The following is a 21,793-nucleotide window of genomic DNA, read 5'->3' as shown; positions in this document are numbered from 1 at the left end:
TTCTTCTGAAAACTTTCTTTTAAAAACAACTTTTGACATATTGTAGCCCTCCTAATTTCATTAATATAATTGTAAATATCTAAATTAACTTTGTCCAATCCAATTAGGGGGGCTATAGGCTCTTAACTATTAATTCTTAACTATTAACTATCTTAAGGACCGGCTTTGATTGCTTTAGATTTTATTGATAACCTTTCGATTTCACCGAAAAAATAACTTATGGAAAATATACTTAGGTACGCCTGTCCTTCTTGTTACGGCTGTGCACTTTGAATATAGCTTTTGTTTGGTTTAATCTCTCTAACCTAGAATTTATTCCCTTAAATTCAAAAACGGGTAGTCCAGTTTCCTCCATCATTGTCAAATGTCAATTGTCCTTTGTCAATTTTTCAAGCGCCCTACCTCAACTAAGTAAGCAATCACCCAAAGTTCTACCTCCATCACAAGAGGGACAGACGCGTAGTTGGCTACTTTGCTATACTTTGGGATAGATGCTTTTGTTGATTTTAGTTTTTCTCCAATAGTACTCAAAGTCGGTCCCAAACACCTAAACAAGCAATTACTCCTCATATTAGCTCCATCACAAATGGGACAGGCACGATAAATTTATTTTCTTCCCTAACATTTGATGCTCTCCTCGTTTTATATTTTTCAACTAAAAAATCAAAGCCAGTCCCCAGCAATTCCAAAGAAAGTGGTTTCCACTTTCATCCTAAACTTTTAACTATTAATTTTTAACTATCAACTATCTTAAGGACAGGCTTTGATTACTTTAATTTTTATTGATAACTTTATGATTTCACTCACAAAATAACTTATGGAAAATATACTTAGGTACGCCTGTCCTTCTTGTTACGGCTGTGCACTTTGAATATAGCTTTTGTTTAGTTTAATCTCTCTAACCTAGAATTTATTCCCCTAAATTCAAAAACTGGTAGTCCAGTTTCCTCCATCATTGTCAAATGTCAATTGTCCTTTGTCAATTTTTTAAACTACTTATCTCAACTAAGCAAGCAATCACCCAAAGTTCTACCTCCATTACAAGAGGGACAGACGCGTAGTTGGCTACTTTGCTATACTTTGGGATAGATGCTTTTGTTGATTTTACTTTCTCTCCAATAGTACTCAAAGTCGGTCCCAAACACCTAAACAAGCAATTACTCCTCATATTAGCTCCGTCACAAATGGGACAGGCACGATAAATTTATTTTCTTCCCTAACATTTGATGCTCTCCTCGTTTTATATTTTTCAACTAAAAAATCAAAGCCAGTCCCCAGCAATTCCAAAGAAAGTGGTTTCCACTTTCATCCTCAACTCTTAACTTTTAACTCTTAACTATCTAAAGCTCTCCTAAATTTATGCTACTTATTAAAACACCAAAGTCAGTCCCGAACAATTTCAAAGAAAGTGATTGCCACTTTCCTCCTAAACTCTTAACTGTTAATTTTTAACTCTTAACTATTTATAAGGGACTGGCTAACTTTTCTTACTTATTGTAACTAAATTTTAAGAGCTGATTTTCATTTTATAACGCTAAACCATTCGTGCCTGTCCCATTTGTTACGGCGCTACACTTTGAATCTAGCTTTAGTTTGTTTTATATCCTAAACTCAAAATTTACTCCTTCTAATTCAAAAGAAACTGGCAGTCCAGTTTCAACCTGAACTCTTAACTCTTAACTAACTAAACTCTAGTTTCCTCCTAAATCCTTATTTTTTTAATTGTCCATTATCACTTCCTAATTAATTGTCTTAACCTTGTTTACAATGAACATTTTTACATAAAAAAAGAACTTGAGGTGTTCTCAAGCTCTTTATATTTATATCAATTTTATTTGTTATAGTCATAGAAACCTTTTTTAGTTTTTCTTCCAAGGTATCCAGCTCTAACATATTTTCTTAATAAACTGTTTGCTCTGTATTTAGAGTCTCCAGTTTCTTTATACATAACTTCCATTATTGCAAGACATATATCAAGTCCTATTAAGTCACCTAATGCTAAAGGTCCCATTGGATGGTTTGCTCCAAGCATCATTGCTTTGTCTATATCTTCTACAGTTGCTATACCTTGATCTAATATTCCAACTGCTTCATTTATCATTGGGATTAATATTCTATTTACTACGAATCCTGGACCTTCTTTTACTTCTACAGGGTCTTTTCCTATACTTTGTGTTAATTCTTTAACTGCGCTAAATGTTTCATCTGAAGTAGCCATACCTCTTATAATTTCAACTAATTTCATTATAGCTGCTGGGTTAAAGAAGTGCATTCCTATAACTCTATCTGGTCTGTTTGTGCAGCTAGCTACTTCTGTTATTGAAAGTGAAGAAGTATTTGTAGCAAATATTGTTTCTGGTTTACAGATTTCATCTAATTTACTGAAATAATGTCTTTTTGTTTCCATATTTTCAGCTATTGCTTCAATAATTAAATCAACATCTTTAACATCATTCATATCTAATGTTCCGTTGATTCTTCCTAAAATTTCACCTTTTACGTCTTCTGTAATTTTACCTTTAGTTACTAATTTAGTTAAAGTTTTATTTATACCTGCTAAATTTACATTTTGGAATTTATCCATATTTCTTACAAGCATTGTAACTTCATAACCTTTTGTAGCAAGTACTTGAGCTATTCCAGCTCCCATAGTTCCGGCACCGATTATACATATTTTTTTCATAACAAAACCCCCCAATTTTTAGTTGAAGCTGTTTAAATATATGACCCACTTAAAAATCCAATAGCTTATAAGTGCCCGATATATAAAACAACTAACTTAAACCTTATTTTTTTAAGTTTGTATTATTTTTAACTATCATAGATAAAATTTAATGATAATTAATAATCGATAATCAAAAATAAAATTTTTGATACTTTTTAAATAATTTTTGTATTATTAACTTATTAATTATCTATTATTAACTACCATGTTCATTACTATTTATATAATCTTTTGAAAATATTATTACAACTCTTTATAAGAATTGTATATATCACCTAATGTTTATTCCTTATTTTTAATTAATTTATAAAAATTATATATGTTTTTACATTTTAAATTCATTAGATAAATTTAAATTAAAGTTTCTTCCCCTATGTTTTTCATATGTTTAATTTTTAAAGATGGAATTTAGGAATAATTCCTAAATTCACATCTTATTTGGTTATTATAAAAGTGTTATATTAACCACTTATTATTTCATAGCTTTTAATTGTTGAACTAATTCTGGAACAATTTTTTGATAGTCTCCAACTAATCCAACATCAGCAACTTGCATTATTGGTGCATCAGCATCTTTATTGATTGCTATTATATAGTTACTATCTTGCATTCCAGCTAAATGTTGGATAGCTCCAGATATACCACAAGCTATATATATTTGAGGTCTTACTGTTTTACCAGTTTGTCCAACTTGTAGTGCTTTATCTATCCAGCCATTATCAACAGCTGCTCTTGATCCTGATAAAGTTCCGCCGATTTCATCAGCAAGTTCTTTTAATATATCAAAGTTTTCTTTGCAACCTATTCCTCTACCACCAGATACTAATATATCAGCTTCGATTATGTCAGCTACTTCTTTTAATATTTTTTTAACTTCTAAAACTTGAGTTCTGATATCAGATTTTTCTAATTCAAAAACAGCTTTTTCTATTTTAACTTCTTTGTTTGTATCTTTTTCAAGTTTTTCAAAAACTCCAGGTCTAACAGTAGACATTTGTGGTCTATTGTCTCCACACATGATAGTAGCCATTAAGTTACCACCAAATGCAGGTCTAGTCATTAATAAGTTTTTGTTTTCAGGATCTATATCAAGTGCTGTACAGTCAGCAGTTAATCCTGTTGATAATCTAGCAGCAACTCTTGGACCTAAGTCTCTTCCTATAAATGTTGCTCCTATGAATATTACTTCTGGTTTATGACTATTAGCTAAATCAGTTATAACTTTTGCATATCCATCAGTAGTATAATGTGCAAGTTCTTCTTTATCAGCTAATAAAACTTTATCTGCGCCGTAAGCAGTTAATTCTTTAGCCATATCTTCAACATTATGTCCTATTAATAAAGCTGTAAGTTCAACTCCTAATTTGTCAGCTATTTCTCTACCTTTTCCTAAAAGTTCTAATGAAACTTTTTGTAATTCTCCGTCTCTTTGCTCTGCAAATACCCAAACACCTTTGTAATCTGCTATATTCATGGTTCTACCCCTCCTATTTTTCCTACTAAATTAAGTGTTTCTCTTTTAGTTTACCTATTGCAATTGAAGCTGCTTCTTTTGGTGAAACTGTAAATATTTCACCTTGTCCTTTAGCTTCTTTAGCCCAAGATTTTTTAACCTTTGTAGGTGAACCTTTTAATCCTAGAAGGGCTACATCTACATCTATATCTTTAGCAGTCCATACTTTTATTTCTTTATTTCCTAATTCGAATATATTTCTTATATTCATATATCTTGGTTCATTTAAAGTTTCTATTGCAGTTAATAGAACTGGTGTTTTAACTTTGATATATTCATATCCATCTTCCCAAGCTCTTCTAACTTTTAATCCGTCTTCTAAAACGTCAACTTCTTCAACATATGTTATTTGTGGTAAGTTTAAATGTTCTGCAATTTCAGGTCCAACTTGTGCAGTATCTCCATCGATTGCTTGTCTTCCAGCAAATATTACATCATATTCTAATTTTTTGATTACTCCAGCTAATGCATGTGATGTAGCTAAAGTATCAGCACCAGCGAAAGCTCTGTCTGTTACTAATATTGCTTCATCAGCTCCCATTGCTAAAGCTTCTTCTAAAGCTTTTTGAGCTTGTGGAGGTCCCATTGTAACAACAGTTACATGAGCACCATGTGAATCTTTTAATCTTAATGCTTCTTCTAATGCACTTTTATCATCTGGATTTATTATTGAAGGAACACCATCTCTTATTAGAGTTCCTGTTTTTGGATCTATTCTAACTTCAGTTGTATCTGGAACTTGTTTTATACAAACAACTATTTTCATCGTTAATTACCCCCTATTTTAAAAGACTTCCTGCAATAACCATTTTTTGAACTTGAGAAGTACCTTCATATATTTCTGTTATTTTAGCATCTCTCATCATTCTTTCTACAGGATAATCTTTAGTATATCCGTATCCACCAAAGATTTGAACAGCTTTAGTTGTAACATCCATAGCTGTATTAGCAGCAAATAATTTAGCTCTTGCAGCTTCTACTGTATATGGTAGCTTATTATCTTTGTTGTAAGCAGCTTTATAAACTAATTGTCTAGCAGCTTCTACTTGAACATCCATATCTGCTATCATCCATTGAAGACCTTGGAATTTAGATAATGATCTTCCGAATTGTTTTCTTTCTTTCATGTAAGCTACAGCTTCATCTAAAGCACCTTGTGCAATTCCTAAAGCTTGAGCAGCTATACCAATTCTTCCTCCATCCAATGTTTTCATTGCGATTTTGAAACCTTGGCCTTCTTTTCCAAGTAAGTTTTCTTTTGGAACTATACAATCTTCAAATACTAATTCTGTTGTTGAAGAAGCTCTTATACCTAATTTTTCTTCAACTTTTCCTATTGAAAATCCTTTAAAACCTTTTTCAACTATAAATGCTGAAATTCCTCTTGTTCCTTTAGATTTATCTGTCATAGCAAATACTATAAATACATCTGCAACTCCACCGTTAGTTATGAATATTTTAGAGCCATTTAATATATAGTTATCTCCATCTAAAACAGCAGTTGTTTGTTGTCCTGATGCATCTGTTCCTGCGTTAGGTTCAGTTAAACCAAATGCTCCTATTTTTTCACCTTTTGCAAGTGGTGTTAAGTATTTTTCTTTTTGTTCTTGATTTCCGAACATATCTATTGGAGATGCACATAATGAAGTGTGTGCTGATAAAATAACGCCTGTTGTACCACAAACTCTTGATAATTCTTCAACAGCCATAGCATAAGAAACGTTGTTTCCACCTGCTCCTCCAAATTCAGTTGAAAATGGAATACCCATCATATTGTATCTTGCCATTTTCTTTACATTTTCCATTGGAAATTCTTCTGTTATATCTATTTCAGCGGCAATAGGTTTTACATCTGTTTCTGCAAACTCCCTTACCATTTGTCTTACAAATTCTTGTTCCTTAGTTAATGAAAAATTCATACTCCCCATTCCTCCTATTTAATTTTTAAAAGGCTAATTTTCTTATTTTTTCAAATTTCAAACTTGATTTTCCATTACAATTACGTATTAAAATAAGTTAAAGGATTACATATTTTTAAAGTTTTTATCCCTTTTCTCTAAAAACGCTTTCATACCTTCTTTTTGGTCATAAGTACTAAAACACATACCAAAAGCTTCTGATTCATAATTTAATGCACTATCAATGTCCATTTGCATACCTTTGTTTATTGCTTCCTTACAAAGTTTAACTGCAACTGGTGCATTATTGCATATTTGTTTTGCCATATTCATAGCTTCTTCCATTAAAACTTCTGGTTCTAAAACCTTATTTATAAGGCCTATATTAAATGCTTCTTCTGCTTTTATTATGTTAGCTGTGAATATCAACTCTTTAGCTTTACACTCTCCCACAAGTCTAGCTAATCGTTGTGTTCCACCAAAACCTGGTGTTATTCCAAGTCCAACTTCTGGTTGTCCAAACTTAGCTTTTGCTGATGCGATTCTAATATCACAAGCCATAGAAAGTTCGCAACCTCCACCTAGAGCAAAACCGTTAATAGCAGCAATAACAGGTTTGTCCAAAGTTTCTAATCTTCTGAAAACTTTGTTTCCAAGTATTCCAAAGGCTCTTCCTTCTAATGCATTCAATCCTTCCATTTCTGAAATATCAGCTCCTGCAATAAAAGCTTTACCTTCCCCAGTTAAAATAACAGCATAAATCTCATTGTCTTTTTCAATTAAATCAATGACATTGTCCAACTCTTTTAAAGTTTCTGAATTTAAAGCATTCAATGCCTTAGGTCTATTAAATTTTACAATACCTATGTTTCCATCCTTTTCAAGGATAATATTTTTAAATTCCATAATGCTGTCCCCCATGAATATTTTCCCACAAATTGTTATATAATTCACAATTTTTACTAAAAATAATAATTGAAGTCCATCAACTTCAATTACTATTATATCCTCACTGGTATATATTTGCAACATAAGTTGATGATTTTTTCTGAATTATTTTAATTAATTATTAATTTTAGTAATTTCATTTGTTTGTAAAATTAAAACAATTTGTGTTTTTATTTAACAATGTAAAGACCCTACAGGCTTTGTCACTATATTCTTTAACTAAGATTAGTATAGAAAAGTTTCATAAAACCCTATTTTCTTTACATCTCACTAAATAATGTATGATTTATTTTTTTTATTATGTATTAAAATTCTTTCATTTTTTAAACATTTTGTGTATTTGTTAACAAAATATTTACTTCTGTTTTTTATCCTTAAATCTCTTTTTTTCTACAAAAAAGTGAAAAAGATCATCGCAATTTTATTTTCTATTTTTGATGACCTTTTCACAAAAGCTATTCAGTTAATTTACTTTCATTTAGTAAATAACTTAAAGTCATTAAACTTTCGCTTAAATGAACATTTTCTACTATTACATCACTTGGAACTTTTAAATCTACTGGCGCAAAATTCCATATAGCTTTAATTCCTGATGATGTTATAATATCGCAAACTCCTTGTGCTCTTTCTTTTGGAACACAAATTATTGCAATATCTACTTCATTATTTTTAATAAAGCTTTCTAGATTATCTATATCTTCTATAGATACATCTCTTATTCTTAAGCCAATAAGTTTAGGATTTATATCAAATATTGCCTTTAAATCAAAGGACATTCTTTGAAAATAAGTATAATTTGCTATAGCTTGCCCGATATTACCTGCACCTATAATTATTGTATTGTACTCTTTATCTAATCCTAAAATTGAAGATATTTGAGCTAATAATTCTTTTACATTATATCCATATCCCTGTTGACCAAAGTCACCAAAACAATTTAAATCTTGTCTTATTTGTGAAGCTGTAAAGCCTATTTTTTCACTTAATTCATTAGATGATATTCTATCCACATCATTTTCTGCAAGTTCTTTTAAATATCTATAATATTTAGGAATTCTCTTTATAACTGCCATTGATATATTTTTCTTTCTATCCAAAAAAAACACCTCCAAAAATATATTTTTAAAAGGTAAATCTAAAAAATAATCATATATGATTATTTCAAATCTTTGTACCTAATCACAAAGACTTTTTCCTTTTTATTTTTAAATTGAATTTATAATAACTAAATCTAACTATAGGTTTCAAAACAATATTTTTATTTATACATTTTAAATTTTAGAAACCTAGTTATAGGATTCCAAAATAACCTTTTAAATTATTCATTGAAAATTTTGGACACTTTTCAAGTAAGCATACACTTGATAATATCTAAAATCTAAAAATATATATAAATTAAAACTTTCCTATATTTTATTAATAAGCTTAATTCTGAATTTTTATAAATATTCCAACTCAATTATTCATCAACTAAAATTTATTTTACAGAATTACAGAGTTACTTTATTCATATATTATGTAAAATAATATTTTTTATTTTTCAATTGTAAGTTTCATTTCAAAATTATCGTATACATACTTAATAATACATATAATTTAAATATAATTAAATCTAAAAATTTATATAGAAAGACTATAATTAATAAAATATCGTTTATATTTTACCATATTACTTGAAATTTGTTTATATATATTTTCAAAATTGTTTCATTCTTTTCTCTATTTTCTTAATATTCACCTTGTTTTTTCAATAAATTTAAACATTTATATATAAATCTTAATTTTTTTGTTATTTATTAAACTAATTTATATGTGTAAAATTTTAATTTTAAAACAAATGAAACATGTACTATAAATATATGTTTCTAAATACAAATATACCTTAACTATACCTATTTTTCATTTATTTATACATTTATTTAAATTGTTCATTACATCATTAATTAGATAATAAATTTTTATTTTTTTATACAAATTAGAAGAAATATAAACATTATTGGTTTTAAGATATAAAAAAACTTTTAGTATTACTATAAGTATAGCAAATAGTTGTTATATTACCTATTTATTATATAATTTATAAATTTAAGTATATTTTTATATAAATAATTTGTATTAATTTAAAGTTAAAAGAAACTGGACTAATCCAGTTTCTTCTTAAATTCTTATAAATTCTCTTCCCATTCTTCGTATAAGTTAGATAGTAATTCTTCCTTTTCACTTAATAATTCATTTACCTCTACACTTTTTTCTGGATTAGAATATATTTCTTCTTTACAAAGTAATTCTTGAAGCTTTTCTATTTCACTTTCTGTTGTTGCTATGTTTTCTTCAAGATTTTTTAAATACTTTTGAATTTCTCTTTGTTTTTTCTCTTCTTCCCTTTTTTTCTTCTTATCTAATTTTATTTGAGTTTTCGTAATCCCACTACTTTGTTCTTCTTGTTCAAATCTTAAAGGGTTGTTTTTCTTCTCTATATAATAAGAATAATTTCCTAAATATTCTTTTATTCCATCTTCATTTAGTTCAAAAATTTTACCTACTACTTTATTTAAGAAATATCTATCGTGAGATATTACAAGTACTGTTCCATCATAAGATAATATAGCATCCTCTAAAGCTTCTCTTGAAACTATATCTAAATGGTTTGTAGGCTCATCTAGAAGTAAAAAATTATTTTGCGATAACATAAGTTTTAGAAGATTTATTCTACATTTTTCTCCTCCACTCAACTTTTCAATTTTTTTAAACACATCATCACCTCTAAATAGAAATGCTGCAAGATATGTTCTTATTTCCGTGGTAGTTAATTCTGGAAAATCATCCCAAACCTCATCTATTATTGTTTTATTCAAATCTAAATTAGATTGTTCCTGATCGTAATAACCTATGTTTACATTTTTGCCTAATACTTTGATTCCACTATCTGGTTGTATTTCATCCATAATTATTTTAAATAATGTAGTTTTTCCTCTACCATTTTCACCTATAAGCGCAATTTTATTTTCTCTTTTTATATCCATATTAACGCCTGTAAATAATACTTTTTCCCCATAACTTTTACTTAATTCTTCAACATATAAAACATCATTTCCACTTTTTATTCTAGTTTCAAAATTAATTCTAGATGCCTTTTGGTCTTTATGTGGTGCTTCTATTCTTTCAATTTTATCTAATGCTTTTTGTCTACTTTCTGCTGCCTTAATACTTTTTTCACGGTTAAAAGACTTATACTTTTGAATTATCTCTTCTTGTCTTTTAATTTCTGCTTGTTGCAAACTAAATGCCTTTAATGCTACTTCGTAATTTTTCTTTTTCAAGTCAATAAATGCTGTATAATTACCATTATATATTTCAGCCATACCATATGATATTTCTATAGTTTTATTTGTAACTGCATCTAAGAAAAATCTATCATGGGAAATTATAATAATGCTACCTTTATAGCTCTTTAAATATTCTTCTAACCATTCTATAGCATCTAAATCTAAATGATTTGTTGGCTCATCTAAAAGCAATATTTCTGGCTTTCTAAGTAAAAGCTTACAAAGGGCTACTCTAGTCTTTTGACCACCACTTAATATGCTTATTGGCTTTTCAAAATCTTCTTCAAAAAATCCTAATCCTTTCAAAACTCTGCTTATTTCACCTTTATAAGTATATCCACCTCTATGTTGATATAATTCTGTTAAGGTTGTATAATCCTTTATTAATTTATTATGATAGTCAGCTTTAGCTTCATCATATGGTTCATTCATCTTTTCTTCTAATGTCTTCATTTTTCTTTCCATATTTAAAAGTTCTTCAAAGACTAATAGTAGTTCACCATATATAGTATTGTCTGACTCTAATGATAGATTCTGAGATAAATACCCTACCTTTTTGCTTTTATCTATAAAAAGCTCTCCACTATCATATTCCATCTGTGAAGTTAATATTTTAAACAACGTAGACTTACCTGCTCCGTTAGCACCTATAAGCCCTATCTTTTCTCCTTCATTAATACTAAAAGTAATGTCTTTTAAAATAACATCTATTCCAAAACTCTTATGAATCTTATTACAACTTAAAACTATCATTGTTTTTCTCCTTTACTATAGTAATGCTAATTTATATATATTTAAATTCCTACTTTATCAATTGTAGGTACAGTATTTTTTTACACATAATTATATTTTACTATAATACCATTATTTTTTACATTACTTTATTTGTTTAGTTAATATTTTGATATAAAATTAAAAACATTAACTCTTAACTTATGAACTCTTTCCACTAAAAAAAGCCCCGAAGGGCTCTTTTTATTATCTAACTACTTGTAATTTTAATTCTGTTTCATTTCCATTACTATCTACAGCTTTTAGCAATATAAAGTCCCCATTTTTAACATCTTTAACATCTACTGAGAAGTCATATCCATTTACTTCTGGTCCAACAGGTGTTGGATAATCTGATACTTTAATAAGTTCACCATTTACATAGAACTTGTAACCCCATAGATTATCATAAACCCTTCCTTTTAATGTAACAACATCACTAGTTGCAGTTATCTTATTATCTACTACTTCTGGACTTTCTATTTCTATTACTGGTTTAATAGTATCACAGCTAATTTTATATGCATGATCTTGTAAAACCTTGCCATTATAATCTACCGCTTTAATATTTACTACATTTATTCCTTCACTTAATTGTAATGATTTAGAGAAATTAACTGTTCCATCATTATTTATAGCTAAATTAATTTTTTCTCCATTTATAATTAAGTCTTTTATTGGTCTATTTATTTTACCACTTATAGTATATTCATTTTGATTCACAGTAATTTGACCTTGACTAAATACTTTATCATCAAATGTTATTGATGCTGGTGGTATTTTTCCTACTGGTATAACAGTTGAAACTCCCCCTAAATTATTTGCATAATCAAATGCACCTATTTCTATTTGATTTAAAGTATTAGCTTGTAAACCAGTTATAGTCTTGCTATAAAGCCCTGTCTTACTATCGTAAGTTACTGCTGCTTTAGTAGCTTCAACATTTAATGCCCCATTTATAACTACAGGGAATTCACCCTTTTCATTTACTCCAGATAACTCATCATTAGCTTTAAAGTAAAGTTTTATAGCACCATCTTCTAAATTTTCATATTTTACAACTTCAACATTTGGTCCAACTGTATCAACTTTAACTGGCATTTCTATTACTTGCTCCTGTGCACTCTCATAATCTACTTTTAATTTAACTTTATAAGTGTAGTTTCCGTCTGAAACATTTACATAACTACCTTTAGATTTGTCAAACACTTTACCATCCCAAGCTAAATCATCAGCTATCATTGGTATTGTTCCTGATTCAGAACTAATGATTTTCTTTCTATAATTTTCTGTAGTTCCTAAATTTCTAACTAATTTTCCATTTTCATCTACTATTTCTACTGATGCTGTTTTAGCATTTCTCATCAAATATAATCCTGGATAAATTGTATCATTCATAGAATCGCCATTAGGGCTTATAGCTATTTTAGAACTATCATATTTATTACTTTTATCTTCATTCTTACCTACAACACCCATTATAGAATCTTCTGCATTAACTTTAGTAACAGCTAAGTTTTCAACTAATACACCTGGATATTCCCCAGTTGATTTTAGTGTTTCAACTAATATATGCTTATCTTCATCCCATGCATTATTAGTTGTTATACTTTCCTTACCCCAGTCACCATAATATCCTAAATATGGTATTGCCAATGTTGGCACTTTTTCATTCTTAGGTGTAAATTTAATGAATCCTTCTAAGTATCTATCTTCTGATAATCCACTACCTATTTTTAATGTTACATCTACTTTAGCATTTCCCTTAGCTGGAACTTTAATTTTATCACTACTAAATTCTAAACTAGCATCTTTTTTATTTAAAGCTTTATCTCTTACCATTTCACCATATTCAGTGTTTTCATCTTGAGTTAAAACTCCACCTAACTCTTCAACTTTATATTCTATATCTTCACTGCCATAGTTTTTTAAATCTAAAGTAAATGTAGCTTTATCTCCTCTTATTTCTTTAAGTGCAACGGATGCTTCCCCATTATTTGTTACGGTAACTCTATTTCTTATAGCATCTTCAACTTGAACAAGTCCTGCACCTTGTCTTCTTGGAGAATAAGGAATATTTTTAGCAAATTTATCTATTTTAACACTTGAAGTATTCATCATTATATTTTTAGCATAATCTATTAGTTCTCTACCTTTAAGTTCCGGTGCATATTCTTTAATAGCTTCCATTAATAAAGCCATTGAACCTGCTGCATGTGGCGCTGCCATAGATGTTCCACTCATAACCCCATGTTCACCTTCATTTAAAGTTGATAAAATTTGTCCACCTGGTGCTGCTACTTGAGGTTTAAATTCTAAACTAGGAGATGGACCCCAAGAAGTGAAATCTGAAAAATCAGAGCTGTTACTATTTTCGCTTGTAGCATTTTTCAAATCTCCATTAAATAGAACTGTATCTTTTTTCATAGCATTTAATAAATTCTTACCAGTAGTATTTCCTACACATATAGCTGGTATTTTAATATTTGGATCTGTAGCCATACTTATAAGTGATTCATCACCGTCTTTATTATATATAACTACACCAACTGCACCATTATTTTGAGCATTAATTATTTTTTCGATAAATGTAAGTCCTCCTCTTTTTATAAGAGCAATATTTCCTTTAACATCCTTACATTCTTCTGCTTTTCCCAATCCACAATCAACTATTTTATAATTTTTATTTAACATATCTTTATAATCAACTTGGTGATCTTTAAAACTTCCTTCAGTTACAACTTTTCCTTTACCATCTTTAAATACAATAACTTTTTCTGCAACAGTAGTATTTTCATAACTTGCAACCATTAACGCATCCTTAGCTAACGCAGGAGCCCCTACTGTTATTTGGTCATTTAACATACCAAGTCCATAAGGATCTGTTGATGCAGAACTATTTCCTGCTGAAACTACAACCATTACCCCTGAATTTGTAGCCCTTGTAATTGCATCTTGAACTGGGTCTGAATCCTCTCTATATCCTGCTGGAGAACCTAAACTCATATTTATAACATCGGCACCTAATGTAACTGAATCATCTATAGCTGCTAACTGGTCATCTGAATAAGTATATTTTCCAAGTGGTCCATTAGAAAATATTTTCATAGCTAATAATTGAACTTCTGGTGCAACTCCTTTTACTGATTCATTAGTATCAATTAACTTATCATCTCCATCAGCTCCAACTATGCCAGCAACGTGAGCACCGTGAGGTCCTTTTGAATCCCTTAAATCTACTATTTGTTCATTTCTATCAGCATAATTATATCCAAAAGGAATTTTTTCAGTAAAATAAGTATTAGCATTCTTGTCAGCCTTTAAAACTCCACTTGCCTTAACTTTTTCAACTTCATCTTTCTTTAACTTCAACTTACCAGTATCCTCTGGATTTTTAAAATCCTTATGCTTATAATCTATTCCAGTATCTAGTATAGCTACAACCATACCTTCACCTTTTAAACTATATTTTTTCCATACATCTTCGATTTGAGTAAGTTTCTTTGCACTATTCATATCTTCAGTATATTTTTGTGCTTCTGTAACTTTTCTTACTCCATTCACTTCCTCTATTTGTTTTATATCCTTTCTTTTTACCTCAGCACTAAAACCATTAAATACATTAGTATAACTATGTCTTACCTCTACGCCTTCTATAGTTGCAACTTCATCTCTAACAGGTTTTTGAGCTGCTTCTACCTGACTAGATTCTTTTTCTGTTGGTCTTAATCCTCTAGGAATCATTTCTTGTGCTGACTTTCCGTTTACTTCAACAATTACTCTAACTACTTCTTCCTGATTTTGATTATCTTTGATTATAGTGTCTGACTTTATTAAATCATTTTTAAAGTTGTTAATTATTTGTTCTTTGCTTTCTACTGTTAATGGCATATTTAAAAGTTTTTCAACTTCTTCAGCCTTTGCCATACTTGGAATTGAACCTACTGTCACCGATGCTAACAGTGCAACTGTCATAACTTTTGATAGGTTTTTTTTCAATTTGTTATTCATAAAAGATGATCCCCCCTTGAATCTTTACATATATTAAAAAGAAACTTCTTAAATTTAAGAACTTCCTTAATATTCTTGACCATTAACCTTTATATTTAGTTTTATTCATATTCAACCTTATTACTTTCAACATATTCAAATAATATGTCTCCTTCCATTATTGGTTGAACTTCACTTGTTGTTCCAACTATTCTTGCTCCAAAATTATCTCCAGTTTTAGTTATTTTTTTATATGCTATAAGCTCACCTTCTTTGAACTCCTTTTGATTTGAAACATCATATTCTAAAACTTTAATTTCACTTCCGTCATAATTTAATTTTTTTAATGATGTAACAATCTCCCCATTCTCATTTCTTTCATACTCTATGATATAAATCTCATCATTTTTTTTACTATCTACAGCTTTTATAAAATTATCCATTAAATTCATATTTATAATTTCTTCTGAATATCCTTCTTTTATCTTAATTAAAAAATTTTTCTTTGTTGTATTTTTTATACTATATTCCTCTTGAACAAATCCTGAAACTTTATTTGACTTGTTAGTTTTCATATAATAAATGCCTCCTATAATGACAACTATTAACGTAGCTAAAATTATAATTAAACTTTTTTTATCCTTCATAAGCTCCCCTCCAATCACTTAATTTTCAAGTGAATAATCTAATATGGATTTTGCTTTATAAAAACATAATAAATTATATTTATTTTTACCTCTCTTTATACCTTTTACTTTCACAGTAAATTATATAAACATTATACTTTAAAGTATTTTTTTTACAATACAGTTAAAGAAAATTTTATCTTTCGTTCATTAATGATGTAAATTATTAGAAATTATTTTTTATATTAATAATAATTGAATGAAATTATACATTTTATATTTTTAAATGATACTATCACTTCATATTTTTGTTTCTTCTTTAATTTTATTTTAAATTAAAGAAGAAATTGCAAAAGCAATTTCTTCTAAAATCTTTTTTGTTAACAAAAATATAATTATTAGTTAACTTTTTCTTCTACTTCTTTACTTCGTAATTAACCTTGTATTGATTTTCTATAACTACCTTACCATTTGAGTCTTTACATACAATTTTAATTAGATTTTCTCCCTCATTTAATTTAACATCATACTTAAATATTATTCTTTGAGAATTGTCTTTTACTAATTCTACCTTAGCATCATTTATTATTATTTCATTTATGCTTTCATTTACTTTACCAGCTATTTTGTAAGTTTCATTGTCTGATAAAACTTTATTTTCTGCAAAATTCTTATCATCAAAAGTAATTAGATTGTCTCTACCTTCTTCTTTAAGTTCTTGTTTAGGTTCTTCTTTTGATAAATCTATAGAAACTGTTCCACCACCTAAATTATTAGCATAGTCTAAAATACCTATTGTTATTTCATTTTTACCATTTGGATCTAATCCATTTATAACTTTGCTATACAATCCAGTGTTACTATCATATTCTACTTTAGCATCTGTTGCCTCTTTATTTAATTCTCCATTTATTAAAACTGGGAATTTAGCTCTATCTAAGATTCCTGACTCTTCATCCACTGCCTTAAAGTAAACTTTTACCTTTCCATCCCCAAGATCTTCATATTTTTCAGCACTAAACCAAGGAGATTTAGTATCTACTTTTACTGGAATATCAACTATTTGATCTTTTGCTCCAATATAATCTATCTTCATTTTTACTCTATAAGTGTATTGTCCATTTGCTGCAGTTACAAATCTACCAGTAGAGCTATTAAATACTTTTCCGTCCCAAACTAAATTAGGAATAACTGTTGGAACTTGACCTTGTTCTGTAGCTATTAAATTCTTTCTTAAATTATTAACTTCTCCTAAAGTTCTCACAACTTTTCCATTTGAATCTAAAATATCTACGTTAACAGATTTAGCATTTCTCATTAAATATAATGCTGGATAAATAACATCATTAACCCTGTCACCATTTGGACTTATTGCTATTTTAGATCCATCATATTGGTAAGTTTTATCAGGATTTTGTCCAACAACACCTAAAATATTTATTGAATCTTTACCAAGTCTTCTAACGTTACTTAATGCTAAGTTTTCTACTAAAACTGAAGAGTATTTTCCATCTGCAATTAAAGTATTTACTAATTTATGCTTATCTTTATCCCAAGCATTATTAGTTATCATACTTTCTTTATCCCACTCACCATAGAATCCCATATATGGTATATTTAATGATGGGGATGCTGAATTTTTAGAGTTTAACTTAATATAACCTTCTAAATATTTATCTTTTTCCATACTAGAGCCAATATTTAAAGTAACTTCAACTTTTACACTTTCTTTTGGAGCAATTGAAATTGTATTTTTATCAAAAGTCAAGTTTGCTTCCTTATCTGAAAGTATAACATCTTTAATCATTTCGCCTGCTTTGTCTTCAGCTCTTTGTGTTAAAACTCCACCTAAGCTTTCTATATTATATTCTACTTTTTCATTACCATAGTTTTTAATATCTAAAGTAAAGGTAGCTTTATTTCCTTTTATTTCTTTTAATGCTACAGCTGCTTCGCCATTATTAGTTACCATAACTTTATTTTTCACAGCATCTTCAACTTGTATAAGTCCTGCACCTTGTCTTCTTGGTGAATAAGGTGTTTCGCTCTTATCCATCTTCACTGCTGAAGTATTCATCATTATATTTTTAGCATAGTCTGTAAGCTCTCTTCCCTTTAATTCTGGTGCATATTCTTTTATAGCTTGTAATAACAATGCCATTGAACCAGAAACATGAGGTGCAGACATTGATGTTCCGCTCATAGTTCCATGACTACCTTCATTTAAAGTGGAGAATATTTGTCCACCTGGTGCTGCAACTTGAGGCTTAAATTCTAGACTTGGAGATGGACCCCAAGATGTGAACTCTGAACAATCAGCTGCATTTGGATTTTCTCCAGTAGAAGATGTTATATCACCATTAAAGTATACTTTACCATTTTTGCTAGCATCTAAAATTTTTGTTCCTGTACTATTTCCTACAAATATAGCTGGTATTTTAATATTTGGATCTGTAGCCATATTTATAAGTGACTCATCACCATCTGTATTATAAACAATTACGCCAATAGCACCTTTAGATTGAGCATTTAGTATTTTATCTGTAAAACCTAATTCTCCTCTTTTTATAAGCGCAACCTTACCTCTAACTGAACCTAAATCTGTTTTATTACCTACTCCACCATCTGTTATTTCATAGTCTTTATTGTAGATACTTTCAAAATCAACTTGATGATCTTTAAAGCTTCCTTGTGATACAACTTTACCATTTCCATCTTTAAAAGATACTATCTTATTAGCAATGTTTGAATTTTCATAACTTGCTACCATAAATGCATCTTTTGCAAGAGCTGGATCACCAACAGTTATTTGGTCATTTAAAGTTCCTAGTCCATAAGGGTCAGTTGAATATCCACTATTACCAGCTGAAACTACAACCATAACCCCTGCATCTGTTGCTCTTCTTATTGCATCTTGAACTGGATCTGAATCTTTTCTATATCCAGCTGGAGCACCTAAGCTCATATTTATAACATCTGCGCCTAGTGAAACAGCATCATCTATTGCAGCTAATTGGTCATCAGAATAAGTGTATTGTCCATTAGGTCCATTTGAAAATACTTTCATTGCTAGTAATTGAACTTCTGGTGCAACACCTTTTACTGATTGATTGCTTTCCATTAATTTTTCATCACCATCTGCACCAACAATACCAGCTACGTGAGCACCGTGTGGTGATTTAGCATCTCTTAAATCTACAATTTCATTATTTTTGTCTGCATAATTATATCCAAAAGGAATTTTTTCAGTAAAGTAAGTTGTTGCATTTTTATCAGCTTTTAAAACGCCACTTGCTTTTATTCCTTCTACTTTTTCTTTATTTAACTTTAATTTTGAAGAATCATCAGGGTTTGTAAAATCTTTGTGTTTGTAATCTATTCCTGTGTCTACGATGGCAACTACCATGCCTTCGCCCTTCATACTGTATTTTTTCCAAACATTTTCTATTTGAGTAAGTTTTCTTGCGCTATTCATATCTTCTTTATATCTTTGAACTTCTACTACTTTTTTAACACCAGGAATATTTTCTATAGTTTTTATATCTTTTCTTTTTACTTCTGCACTAAATCCGTTAAATACATTAGTATAGCTATGTCGTATATTGACATCTTCCAAATTAGAAACAGCATCTTTTACTGGTTTTTGGGAATCTTCAACCATAAGCTTTTGGCTTTGTGTAACTTCTCCAGCTCCTTTTAACATTTCTTGTGCAGATTGTCCTTTAACTTCAACGATAACTCTTATAACTTCTTCTTGGTTTTCATTGTTTTTTAATATAGTATCTACTTCTGGTAAATAAGATTCAAAATCTTTTAAAATTTTTTCCTTTGTTTCCACTGATAAAGGCATATTTAAAAGCTTATCTGCTTCTTCTGCCTTTGCCATACTAGGAATTGAACCCATTGTTAAGGATGCTAATAATGCCACTGTTATAATCTTGGATAAATTTTTTCGGAATTTATTGTGCATAAATTCTCTCCCCCTTAGATTTTAAATTTTTAATAAGGCATATTAAAAGAAATAAGAAGTCAAAAATTCCAAGCATATTTGTCACGAGACAGGGAGGTGAAATTTAGTTATAGTAAGACCATAACTGAATGTTACTAAAGAAGTATTCATGGCAAATAGGTGAGAATACTAGCTTATTATTTATTTGATTATGCCTAAACATATAAAAATAAAATATTTTTTAAATTTATATGCTATGTACATATAGTAGTTCTAAACTAAAATTTTAAATTATCCATTTACAAAGTTAGAAAATTCAAATTAATATTTTATAAATAACTAATAGATTATTTTAGTTAAAAGTTAAGAGTGAATAGTTAACAGTTATGGTTATTACTACTCACTTCGCTCCTAGTAATTCTCAACGTACCTTTTTATAAATTTGCAAAGCAAATTATATTGATAGATTTTTTTAAATCATTACATGCTCCGAATCACTTAGAATTCAACACTTCATCTTGTATGAAAATATTTTAAAGTTATTGAATAAATTTAAATTTGAGCTTGTTTCCCTATAAATATATCCTAATAATAGTTAAATATTTTTAAGACATGCTGTGAATTTTGGATACAATTTTAGTTGTTTTTATATTTAAAATTAACTATCTAATCTATTAATTATTTATAGATCCAAGTATAGCTCCATAGCAAGTGGAATATATTCATTTGAAAATATTTATAACCATTTAAAAATTTTCCGTTAAGTTTGTGTATAAATATTCTATTTGTTAAATTTACATTAACTTTTTGTTGTGTATTTATTAAATTAGATTTACTAATAATTATGTTGGGATTTTAATATACTTTAAATAATTACAGTAAGACTTTAAGATGTAATTTTAAAGTAAACTATATGTGCTTTGAAAATATTGATGTGATATACTTTTTAGCAAAACAAATTTCTAAAAATATATTTAAATATGTCTTTAATTATTTTTTATACCTCTCAACATAGCATAAACTCTTTAATTTCATGTTATATTTTTATTATACTTCGATACTTTTTCTTTGCAATATTGTTTCTTATGATTTATTTAGATTTTTATTTTTTTATTTTGTTACTATTACTTTTTCGACATTTTCATACTAAATTTTATTTTTCCCTTTATTTGATACATTTTTACATTTAATTTTGTATCTTATTCAATTGTAACACTATACAAATGGGTTTTTATTTTAAATTAATAATATTGTTTTTGTGTATTTATTCGTTAATATCTTATATTTAAACAATATAATTTCCAAATTAATTTTATTATTAATACTTAATTACCAGTTTTTTTAGTTAGAATCCAATATCTTATACCATGTTATGACCTTGAAAATACTGTTTTAAAAAATTTCAGTATTTATCTATAAAATGCCTGAACAACAAATATTTTTAAGTAAAAGACTTTGATAGTTAAGAGTTAATAGTTGTGGGATTTTTTAGTTAAAAGTTAACAGTGAATAGTTAACAGTTGTGGTTATTACTACTCACTTCATTCCTAGTAATTTTCAACGTACTTTTATATAAATTTGCAATGCAAATTATATTTATAGATTAAAAAGAAAGTGGTTGCCAGTTTCATCCTTAACTTTTAACTCTTAACTCTTAACTATTTAAGGGGACTGGCTAACTTTTTTTACTTATAGTAACTAAATTTGAAGAGTTACTCTTTATTTTATGGGTATACACCTTTCATGCCTGTCCCATTTGTTACGGCTGTAAACTTTGAATATAGCTTTTGTTTGTTTTATATCCTAAACTCAAATTTTACTCCCTATAGTTCAAAGAAACTGGCACTCCAGTTTCCTCCTCGGACGGCTCCCCTCTAATTGGACAAACTTAACTTATACTAATATATGCTTAAATTTTTAAACACACGTTAAATTCTTAAGATAATATTCGTGTGGTGTAACATATCCAATTGAAGAGTGTATTCTCTCATTGTTATATCTATAAACAAAATCATTTATATTATTGCGAATATCATCTAAACTCCAA

11 protein-coding genes are annotated in these 21,793 nt (G+C 28.6%); all 11 read right to left on the bottom strand.

Annotation, left to right across the window (positions count from 1 at the left end):
• Positions 1-1,831: 1,831 nt before the first annotated feature.
• The 11 genes from KQI36_RS17215 to KQI36_RS17975 all read right to left on the bottom strand — a co-directional run bounded on the left by KQI36_RS17215 (position 1,832) and on the right by KQI36_RS17975 (position 21,777).
• The gene (locus KQI36_RS17215) at positions 1,832-2,683 is read right to left on the bottom strand and encodes a 3-hydroxybutyryl-CoA dehydrogenase (protein ID WP_216451966.1); all 852 of its coding nucleotides are present in this window, start codon (positions 2,681-2,683) and stop codon (positions 1,832-1,834) included.
• A gap of 514 nt (positions 2,684-3,197) precedes the next feature.
• Positions 3,198-4,199, bottom strand: coding sequence for an electron transfer flavoprotein subunit alpha/FixB family protein (locus KQI36_RS17210; RefSeq protein WP_216451965.1), 1,002 nt, complete (start codon positions 4,197-4,199; stop codon positions 3,198-3,200).
• Positions 4,200-4,224: 25 nt separating this feature from the next.
• Entirely contained in the window at positions 4,225-5,004 is a 780-nt protein-coding gene (locus tag KQI36_RS17205; RefSeq protein WP_010293621.1) for an electron transfer flavoprotein subunit beta/FixA family protein, read from the bottom strand.
• A 13-nt stretch (positions 5,005-5,017) separates the two neighbouring features.
• Positions 5,018-6,157 (bottom strand): acyl-CoA dehydrogenase, encoded by a 1,140-nt coding sequence (locus tag KQI36_RS17200; RefSeq protein ID WP_010293622.1) that lies wholly within the window; start codon positions 6,155-6,157, stop codon positions 5,018-5,020.
• A 105-nt stretch (positions 6,158-6,262) separates the two neighbouring features.
• A complete protein-coding gene (locus tag KQI36_RS17195) occupies positions 6,263-7,042 on the bottom strand; it encodes a short-chain-enoyl-CoA hydratase (protein WP_216451964.1) in 780 nt (259 codons plus the stop codon).
• 497 nt (positions 7,043-7,539) lie between these two features.
• Positions 7,540-8,181 (bottom strand): redox-sensing transcriptional repressor Rex, encoded by a 642-nt coding sequence (locus KQI36_RS17190; RefSeq protein WP_010293624.1) that lies wholly within the window; start codon positions 8,179-8,181, stop codon positions 7,540-7,542.
• 1,068 nt (positions 8,182-9,249) lie between these two features.
• On the bottom strand, positions 9,250-11,163 hold the full coding sequence (locus KQI36_RS17185) for an ABC-F family ATP-binding cassette domain-containing protein (protein ID WP_216451963.1): 1,914 nt from the start codon (positions 11,161-11,163) through the stop codon (positions 9,250-9,252).
• 225 nt (positions 11,164-11,388) lie between these two features.
• Positions 11,389-15,192: a S8 family serine peptidase gene (locus KQI36_RS17180; RefSeq protein ID WP_216451962.1), complete on the bottom strand. Its 3,804-nt coding sequence runs from the start codon at positions 15,190-15,192 to the stop codon at positions 11,389-11,391.
• Between the two features lie 101 nt (positions 15,193-15,293).
• Positions 15,294-15,818, bottom strand: a complete 525-nt coding sequence (locus tag KQI36_RS17175; RefSeq protein WP_216451961.1) for a hypothetical protein — start codon at positions 15,816-15,818, stop codon at positions 15,294-15,296.
• A 394-nt stretch (positions 15,819-16,212) separates the two neighbouring features.
• Positions 16,213-19,767, bottom strand: a complete 3,555-nt coding sequence (locus tag KQI36_RS17170) for a S8 family serine peptidase (protein WP_216451960.1) — start codon at positions 19,765-19,767, stop codon at positions 16,213-16,215.
• Between the two features lie 1,896 nt (positions 19,768-21,663).
• The gene (locus KQI36_RS17975; protein WP_425321733.1) at positions 21,664-21,777 is read right to left on the bottom strand and encodes an integrase core domain-containing protein; all 114 of its coding nucleotides are present in this window, start codon (positions 21,775-21,777) and stop codon (positions 21,664-21,666) included.
• Positions 21,778-21,793: the final 16 nt, after the last annotated feature.

It is taken from the genome of Clostridium senegalense (assembly GCF_018916625.1).
In the GTDB taxonomy this organism is placed as follows: Bacteria; Bacillota; Clostridia; order Clostridiales; family Clostridiaceae; genus Clostridium_J; species Clostridium_J senegalense.
This window is presented reverse-complemented; position numbering and strand designations above follow the sequence as displayed.

Coding starts and splice junctions, on each gene's coding strand:
- KQI36_RS17180 (WP_216451962.1), bottom strand. CDS start 15,192: ATGAATAACAAATTGAAAAAAAACCTATCAAAAGTTATGACAGTTGCA.
- KQI36_RS17195 (WP_216451964.1), bottom strand. CDS start 7,042: ATGGAATTTAAAAATATTATCCTTGAAAAGGATGGAAACATAGGTATT.
- KQI36_RS17210 (WP_216451965.1), bottom strand. CDS start 4,199: ATGAATATAGCAGATTACAAAGGTGTTTGGGTATTTGCAGAGCAAAGA.
- KQI36_RS17185 (WP_216451963.1), bottom strand. CDS start 11,163: ATGATAGTTTTAAGTTGTAATAAGATTCATAAGAGTTTTGGAATAGAT.
- KQI36_RS17175 (WP_216451961.1), bottom strand. CDS start 15,818: ATGAAGGATAAAAAAAGTTTAATTATAATTTTAGCTACGTTAATAGTT.
- KQI36_RS17200 (WP_010293622.1), bottom strand. CDS start 6,157: ATGAATTTTTCATTAACTAAGGAACAAGAATTTGTAAGACAAATGGTA.
- KQI36_RS17205 (WP_010293621.1), bottom strand. CDS start 5,004: ATGAAAATAGTTGTTTGTATAAAACAAGTTCCAGATACAACTGAAGTT.
- KQI36_RS17215 (WP_216451966.1), bottom strand. CDS start 2,683: ATGAAAAAAATATGTATAATCGGTGCCGGAACTATGGGAGCTGGAATA.
- KQI36_RS17170 (WP_216451960.1), bottom strand. CDS start 19,767: ATGCACAATAAATTCCGAAAAAATTTATCCAAGATTATAACAGTGGCA.